Annotated in this window: 6 protein-coding genes; 5 read left to right on the top strand and 1 reads right to left on the bottom strand. The window is 73.6% G+C overall.

Annotated elements, in window-relative coordinates; all coding sequences use genetic code 11:
* From ABZU52_RS30930 to ABZU52_RS30920, 3 genes are all read left to right on the top strand, one after another.
* Positions 1–568: dienelactone hydrolase family protein (locus tag ABZU52_RS30930; protein ID WP_354974463.1), on the top strand; the 568-nt coding region annotated here is incomplete at its 5' end.
* A gap of 81 nt (positions 569–649) precedes the next feature.
* Positions 650–1,270, top strand: coding sequence for a hypothetical protein (locus ABZU52_RS30925; protein WP_354974462.1), 621 nt, complete (start codon positions 650–652; stop codon positions 1,268–1,270).
* 11 nt (positions 1,271–1,281) lie between these two features.
* Positions 1,282–1,827, top strand: coding sequence for a YciI family protein (locus ABZU52_RS30920; RefSeq protein ID WP_354974461.1), 546 nt, complete (start codon positions 1,282–1,284; stop codon positions 1,825–1,827).
* Between the two features lie 17 nt (positions 1,828–1,844).
* Here ABZU52_RS30920 and ABZU52_RS30915 read toward each other — a convergent pair whose 3' ends face one another.
* On the bottom strand, positions 1,845–4,088 hold the full coding sequence (locus ABZU52_RS30915) for an adenylate/guanylate cyclase domain-containing protein (RefSeq protein WP_354974460.1): 2,244 nt from the start codon (positions 4,086–4,088) through the stop codon (positions 1,845–1,847).
* A gap of 194 nt (positions 4,089–4,282) precedes the next feature.
* Here ABZU52_RS30915 and ABZU52_RS30910 point away from each other — a divergent pair, with 194 nt between their 5' ends.
* On the top strand, positions 4,283–7,180 hold the full coding sequence (locus ABZU52_RS30910; RefSeq protein ID WP_354974459.1) for an AAA family ATPase: 2,898 nt from the start codon (positions 4,283–4,285) through the stop codon (positions 7,178–7,180).
* A 138-nt stretch (positions 7,181–7,318) separates the two neighbouring features.
* The gene (locus ABZU52_RS30905; RefSeq protein ID WP_091398349.1) at positions 7,319–8,089 is read left to right on the top strand and encodes a DUF5995 family protein; all 771 of its coding nucleotides are present in this window, start codon (positions 7,319–7,321) and stop codon (positions 8,087–8,089) included.
* Positions 8,090–8,140: the final 51 nt, after the last annotated feature.

The raw sequence follows: 8,140 nt of genomic DNA, 5'->3' as shown, positions 1-8,140 counted from the left end.
GGGGGGGGGGGGGCCGGCCCGGGGGTCCGGGGGGGGGCGGGGCCCCCCCGGGCCCGCCGCCGCCGACCGGTTGCGCGCCGCTGGGCACCAGGTCAGCACCCCCGACCTGTACGGCGTCCCGCCCGCCGACACCGTCGAGGAGGGCTTCGCCCTGCTCGACAAGATCGGCCACGACGTGGTGCTGGACCGGGCCCGCGCCGCGCTGCGTGACCTGCCACCGGAGACGGTGCTCGCCGGCTTCTCGATGGGCGCCGGTGTGGCCGGGGCGCTGCTGACCGAGCGGCCCGACGCCGCCGGTCTGCTCCTGCTGCACGGCACCGGTGGCGCCCCGGACGCGGTCCGAGCCGGGTTGCCGGTGCAGCTGCACCTCGCCGATCCCGACCCGTACGACGCGCCGGACGAGGTCGACGAGTGGCAGCAGGCCATGACCGACGCCGGCGCCGATCTGACGGTGTTCCGTTACCCCGGGGTGGGCCACCTGTTCACCGATCCGGACCTGGCCGAGTACGCCCCGGACGCCAGCGGGGCGGCCTGGCCGCGCGTGCTGGCCTTCCTGGCCGCTCGCTGATCACCAGGCCCGGCCGTGGTCACCGGTTGCGACCGTTCCGTAGCGTGAGGGCAGACTCTCGCTATCGAAGGGCGTGCCCTCGTGAACGAAACGGTCCTCAGCGTCATCGGTCTGATCCTGGTCGCGGTCTCGCTCTGCTTCTCCGCGCTCCAGACCCGGGAGGTCGCGAGGCAGAGCCGCATCAACAACCGCATCGGCTCGGCGAACGCGATCCTCGAGATGAACAACGTGGGTCAGGGGTGGCACGATCGACTGCTCGAAGACCCCGATCTTCGCCCGTACTTCTTTGACCGGAAGCCCTGCCCGCCCGACGACCCGGCGCGCCCGAAGGTGGTGACTCTCGCCGAACGTCTCGCGGACCTTCTCGAGTGCAACCTCCAGATGGCCCCGCTGCTGCCCGCCTTCACCTTCGCCCACACCTGGCACCTCTGGCCGGCCCACATGTTGCGGCAGAGCCCCGTTCTGGTCGAGGTGGTCGAGGAGCACCCCGGCTGGTGGGAGGCGTTGGACGACCTCCAACAGCAGGTCCGTGCGGAGACGCCGCTGACCCATCCGCTCCTGCGGGCACCCGGTTCCCGGTGGCGGAGGCTCCGTTCCGGCGTCGGAGCCGGCCTACGTCCGACGCGCGACGTCGACGCCGCGACGGCGACCCCGGCGGGCGGCGCAGCCGCGATCCCGCGACCTCGCCGCCGGGCTGGCTGAGTCGCCGGGGCGTGGAGTTTCTGTGTTACCACCGTGACCGGCCCGGCTCGGCGGCGTTGCGCGACGAGCTGTTGGCTGAGCACTGGTCATACATGGACCGGTACGCGGCTGCAATGATCGCCCGCGGCCCGACCTTCGTCGGCGACACGCCCACCGGCAGCGTGCACATCGTCGACGTGCCCGACCCGGCCGCCGCGCGAGCCTTCGCCTTCGAGGAGCCGAACTACCAGGCCGGTGTGTACCGGGACGTGGCGGTGCGCCGGTGGCACAACGCGCTGGGCCGCACCATGTGGGACTTCCCGGGCGGCCGGACCGGCGGCAACCGCTATCTGGTGCTCGGCCTCGGCGCCGGGCAGGCCATTGACGTGGCCGTGCCGTCCGCCCCGGACGAGTTGATCGCGTACGGGCCTCTGCTGTCCGACGACGGCGTCACCTGGCTCGGTACCGCCGTGCTGCTCCGGGCGGCGAACCCGGACGCGGCGCGCGCCATCCTGACGGCGGACCGGTACGCCGACGTCGAGGTGCACAACTGGCAGTTCGGCGGGAGACCGTCCTGACCACCCTGCTCGAACTGTCAGGCGGAGGCGGGCAGGTCGTCCGGTCGGCGGATCAACGGCGGGCGGGGTATTGCCCGTACCTTGCCGGGCGGAGTGCCGACGTCGGCGAGTGTCCAGCGTCCAGCTGAACTCGCAGGCGTGGTGCGGATCGACGCTGCGGGCCGCTCGATGTCCCGGGGCGAGTCACCGCCCGCACTGCGGGGAGGTAGAGGGGCCGGCGTTGGCGGTACGTCGCCCGCAGAGGCGACGGCTCGGAGCCGGCGTAAGCCCGCCCCACGGTTGGTGCCGGGACTCGACACGGCTGGACGGGCGGCCATCGTCGGGGTGGGGTTCCGTCCCCTCAGCGCTGTCGGGCTGGTGGCACCCCCTGGTCCCGCCGAGGCCAGCGCCGCGAAGACGGCGTCCAGGCGGCCGGTCCGAGTGCCAACGGTGTCGAGGCGCACGATCTCGGCACTCCGCGCCGCCGAGCCGTTGACCGCATCAGCGCGCTGGTCGGGCGGGTTGGCGTCCCGGTGCACGGTATCGAGGTGCGGGACGCTGGCGGCCCGGCGCTGGAAGACGGCCCGCAGGGCGCGGGGCAACCGTTCGGCGGCGACCTGGCGCAGCGCGGGCGCGGCAAACGCGTACCCGTCGACGTGGTGGGGGAGCAGCAGCCCGGCGCCGACCAGCGCGCGTAGTGCGGGTGCGGACCGCCCGGACGCCCAGCCGAGTGCCCGGTCCACGGCCGCGCCGGAGACCAGCCCACCGAGGGTGCCGGCGGCCATCAGCACCGCCCGCCGCTCACCGTCGAGGTGGTCCAGCTCCGCGCCGACGGCTCGGCGTACCGCCTCGGGCAGCGGGGGCGCCGCCGGATCGGCACCGTCCACGACCGACGTGACGTACGCCGCCGCGTGCCCGGGTCGACCTCCCACCAGCGGCAGTAGCCGGTCGACCAGGGCCACCGGCTGCCCGGCCCGACTGAGCAGGTGGCGCAGCAGCCGCCCGGACTGCACCGTGGCCAACGGTCCGATCGTCACCGGTCGGGCCGGACCGGGCCTGGTATCGGCCCACTGCGGCTGGTGCACGGTGAGCACGGCCAGCGGCAGCCCACGCTCCGTCGCCGCGGTGAACAGCGCGTGCAGGAACCGGCTCACCGTCGGCGCGGCCCGGTCCAGGTCGTCGACCGCCACGATCAGCGGCCGATGGGCGGCCAGGCGCAGCAGGACCTCCCGGCAGATCGCCGCGCCGGCGAGTGCGGCCGCCGATCCGTCCGGGGTGGTCAGCATCCGTTGCAGCGCCGGAACCGCGGTGGCCACAGTGGTCGGCGGGAACAGAGGCGTCAGGGCGGCGACGAGCCGGTCGTGGACCGCCGCCGGCCCGTCGCTGTGCCGGATCCCGGCGAGGGTGCGCAGCAGGTGCGCGACAGGCGCCAACACCTGATCGGGGTACGGCTGGCAGGTCGCCACGCACCAGCGGACCGACACTCCGTCCACGGTGGTCAGGCCCCGGGTCAGCTCGTGCAGCAGCCGGCTGCGGCCACTGCCGGTGGGGCCGACCAGGGAGATCCAGCGCGGTGTCCGCTCCCGGATGGCCCCGCTCAGCTGGTCGCGGATGGTGGCCAGCTCGCGGCGTCGCCCGATCAACGGGCCGTCGTGCCGGACGGCGCCGGGGCGTACCGGACCGATGGCGTGCCAGACCGGCACCGGCGGCACCCGGCCGGCGACCGGCACCGGTGTCAGCTGACGCTGGGTGATCAGGCCGGCGGTGGCGCGGGCGGTGGCCGCGCAGAGCGCGACGGCGCCGGGTGCGGCGCGCTCCTGCAGGCGGGCCGCGGCGGTGATCACCGCGCCGCTGGCCACACCGTGCCCGCCGGTGACGACGTCACCCAGGTCGACCACCACCTCGCCGGTGGCGACGCCGACCCGGACGCGCAGCCTGATGTCGTCGACCATGGGCCGGCGGTCCAGCGCGGCCTGGATCTCCAGCCCGGCGCGCACCGCCCGGTACGCGTCGAAACCGTCGGAGTGCCGGGCGCCGAAGAGCGCCATCACCGCGTCACCGATGTACTTCTCCACCACCCCCTGCCAGCGGTGCAGCACACCGGCCACAGTGTCGAAGTAGGCCCGTTGCAACGCCCGGACGTCCTCCGGGTCGAGCCGGTCCACCAGGGCCGTGGAGCCGACGATGTCCGCGAAGAGGACGGTGACGACGCGCCGCTCCTGGGGTACCGGCCAGAGCGGGGTGACGGTCCGTTGGGTGTCGACGATGATGCTGGTGGTCATGGGTGTCGCACCGGCCTTTCTCCCCGCTGTTGCCTGATCACCTCCGGAGATTGGCATTCCTGGGCCGACGGGGGATCTGCCGAACGACGTATGTCGGCCGCCTGCAACCTTTAGTCGCAAAGTCGACGCGAGGAGTACCACAAGCGGCAGGCGGCCGTAGAACGGTGTGGGGCCCTGTGATTAGGCTGCGTGACATGGCCAGCGATGTGGACACCGCACCGCTCGTGGGCCGGGCCGAGCTGGTGCAGACGGTTCGGTACGCGTTGCTCGGTGACGGCGCGCACGGGCAGACCGCCGCAGTCTTCCTGACCGGCGAGAGCGGTGTGGGGAAGACCCGGCTGTTGGGCGAGATCGGCGACCGCCTTCGGGAGCGGGGCGCCGTGGTGCTCACCGGCAGCTGCCTGGACATCGGCGACGCCTCCCCATTGCACCCGCTGTTGCAGGCACTGCGCCGGTTCGACACCGAGGTGTCCGCCACGCATGCCCGCACCTCCTCGGCGGTGCGGGGGCTGTTGCAGATGTTCGCCGACGAGACCGCTGGCCCCGACGGCGCGGGCGCGCTGCTGGAGCGGGTCTCGCGCGGCCTGCACCTGATCGCCGAGGGCCGCCCGCTGGTGCTGATCCTCGACGACCTCCAGTGGGTCGACCGCAGCACCCGGCAGCTTCTGCTCTACCTGCTCGCCGGCCTGGGCGATCTCCAGCTGTCGGTGCTGGCCGCGGTTCGGGCCGAGTCGTTGCAGGGCGCGCACCCACTGCGCCGGGTGCTCACCGAGCTGCGTCGGCTCCGTACGGTGCAGGTGCTCGACCTGGTGCCGCTGGGTCGGGCCGACACCGAGACGCTCGCCGCCGCGGTGGTGGGCCGGCCGCTGACCCCGGACGCGGCCGAGCAGGTGTGGCAGCGCAGCGGTGGCAACCCGTTCGTCATCGAGGAGTTGGCTCGGGACCTGCGCGACGGCCGCGACGGGCTGTCCGAGACGCTGCGGGAGATCTTCCTCGATCGGGTCGACGCGCTGCCCCAGCACGCGCACGCCGTGGTGCACGCGGTGGCCGCCGGTGTCGAGCCGGTGCAGCACTGGCTGCTGGCCGAGGTGCTGCGGATGCCGGAGGACGAGCTGATCGCCGCGGCCCGAGCCGCGGTGGCGCACCGGCTGCTCGTCGGCGCCGACGAGGGCTACCGGCTGCGGCACCGCCTCGTCGCCGAGGTGCTGGCGCACGAGCTGCTGCCGGCCGAGCGCTCCGGGCTGCACCGCCGCTACGCCGAGGCGCTGACCACGGCCCCGGCTGAGCTGCACCAGGCCCGGTTGGCGCACCACTGGAGGCTGGCCGGCGAGCCGGCGCGCGCCCTGCCGGCGGCGGTGGCCGCCGCTCAGGAGGCCGAGCGGCTGCACGGTTACGCCGAGGCGCACCGGCACTGGTCGGCGGCGTTGCAGTTGGCCGCCGAGCCGGGCCCGCTGACGGTGGACCGGGTCGAGCTGCTCGAGAACGCCGCCGAGGCGGCCCACCACTGCGGGGAGCACGCCCGCGCGTTGGCCCTGCTGGAGGAGGTGGCCGCGTTGCGGGGCGGTGAGCCGAGCTGCGCGCTGCACATCCGTCGCGCCCGCTACCTGGCCGCCGCCGGTCGCTCCGCGCTGGCCGAGGAGGAGTACCAGCGGGCGCTGAAGGCGGCCGACTGCTCCCCGCGGGACCGGGCCGCCGCCGCCGCCCGCCTGGCCGAGTTGCTGCTGCACCTGGGCCGGTACGCCGACGCCGGCGAGCGGGCCCGCGAGGCGCTGGCGTTGGCCGAGAACGCGGAGGATTCCGCTACCGAAATCGTGCTGGCCAGTTCGGCGCTGGGCTTCAGCGACGCCTTTCTGGAAGACCCGGACGCCGGTCTGGCGGTCATGCGTGACGCCCTCGAGACCGCCGAGCGGGCCGGTCAGCCGGAGGACGTGGCCTGCGCGTACCTGCACCTGGCGGAGCTGCTGACCGGGCCACTGAACGTCCTCGAAGAGGGCGTGGTGGTGGCCCGCCGGGGCGCGGAACGGGTGGCCGAGCTGGGGCTGGGCCGCACCTGGGGCACCCGGCTGCTGGCCATCGCCATCAACGGGCTGTTCCGGGTGGGTCAGTGGGCCGAGGCGGAGAAGGTGGTGGCCGCGGCGCTGCGGCATCGACCGTCCGGTGCGGACGCCGTGGAGCTGCTGCTGGCCCGGTGCCGGCTCTCGGTGGGCTACGGCGACATCGAGGCCGCCGGTCGGGACCTCGACGCGGTGGCGACTCTGCTCGCCGGCGGCGGGGCGCGGCACGTCATACCGCTGCTCACCCTGCGCTCCGGGCTGGCCATGTGGGAGGGCCGGCACGACGTGGCGCGGCAGGCCGTGCAGCGTGGCCTCACCGAGAGCCGTTCCGACGACGTGATGATCCTCTCCGCGTTGGTCTGGCACGGTCTGCGCGCCGAGGCGGAGGCGTACGCCAGTCGCACCGTGGAGGTGGACCCGACGGCGGTACGCCGGCTGCGGGACGTGGCCGATCGGATGGCCCGCAAGAGCGCCGGCGCCGCCCGGCCGGTGCGCTCGGTGGTGGAGGGCTTCCTGGCGCTGTGCGCCGCCGAGGTGAGCCGCCTCGACGGCAGCGACCCGGAGCTGTGGGCCGTGTCGGCCGCCGAGTGGGATCGACGCAATCACCCCTATCCGGCGGCCTACTCGCGGCTGCGACAGGCCGAGGCGCTGCTGGCACGCCGCAGCCGGATCGCCACCGCCGGCAAGCTCCTGCGGGAGGCGTACCGGGTGGCGCAGGGGTTGGGCGCGGTGCCGTTGACCTCGGAGATCCGCGAGTTGGCCGGGCGGGCCCGGGTGTCGCTGGACGAGCGCGACACGACCACCGGTACGCGCAGCGCGCCGGCCGAGGCGTCCGACGACGAGTTGACCGCGCTCACCGCCCGGGAGCGGGAAGTGCTCGCCCTGGTCGCCGAGGGGTTGACCAACAAGGAGATCGGGCAGCGGCTGTTCATCAGCGAGCGGACCATCGGTGTGCACGTGTCGCACATCTTCGACAAGCTCCAGGTCCGTACCCGCGTGCAGGCCAGCGCGATCCAGTTGCGCAACCAACGGGCCTGACTGAGCACTCCGACGTATCCCGGCGCGTGTGCGCGCCGGGATACGTCGTTCTACTGATCCGGCGGGCCGGTGTCGGCTGAGAGGCTGAGCCGCGTCGACGACGGCACGGGGGATGCCGCCGACCACGATGGAGGAGAAATGATCGAACCGGTCTGGGGGCCTGTGCACCGGGACATCGTCGACCTGCTCGCCGATCATCCCGCGGACGTGCCAGCCGTGGTCGATCACCTGACCAAGCTCCAGGACATGCTGGTCCGGCTGCCACCGTTGGAGGCCAGTTGCCCCCTCGCTGACTTCAACAAGCTCTACCTGACCATCACCAGCAGCGTGCTGGACGGGCTGTACGACGACCGCTTCATCGACCCGGTCTTCCTCTCCCGGCTCGACGTCGAGTTCGCCGCCCGGTACTTCGACGCGATGCGGCTGTGGACCGACTCCAGCCCCGGCACCCCGAAGGCGTGGTCGTGCCTCTTCGAGCGGATGCGGGGGCCGGACGCCCGTCCGCTGCCCTCGGCGGCGGCCGGGGTGAACGCGCACATCAACTTCGACCTGCCGTTCGCCCTGGTGACGACGTTCGACCACCTGGAGTCGGAGCCGGTCGACGGCAGCGACCAGCACCACGACTACCTCGAGATCAACAACATCTTCGCCGACAAGATCCCCGGTCTGCGCCGGGGCTATCTGGAGCGGTGGCAGCTGCTCATCGACATGCTCAACGGTGACATCGACGACTGGTACCAGGGGGAACTGGTCGAGTACACGCGCGATGTCGCCTGGCGCAACGCGCAGAAGATCTGGCGGTGCCGGCACGATCCGGACGCCCGCGAGTGTGAGCGCACCCGGCTGGACGACAACGCCGCGGCGCTCGGCCGGCTGCTGCTCTCGCCCCTCGGGGCGTTCCTGCAGTAGCCGGGACGGGGGGTCCCCGCGCTCCGCCGCCCCCCACGGGGCGGAGCGCGG

It is taken from the genome of Micromonospora sp. NPDC005220 (genome assembly GCF_040607895.1).
In the GTDB taxonomy this organism is placed as follows: Bacteria; Actinomycetota; Actinomycetes; order Mycobacteriales; family Micromonosporaceae; genus Micromonospora.
Note: the sequence above shows the minus strand (reverse complement) of the source record. Positions and strands in the feature narration are given on the sequence as shown.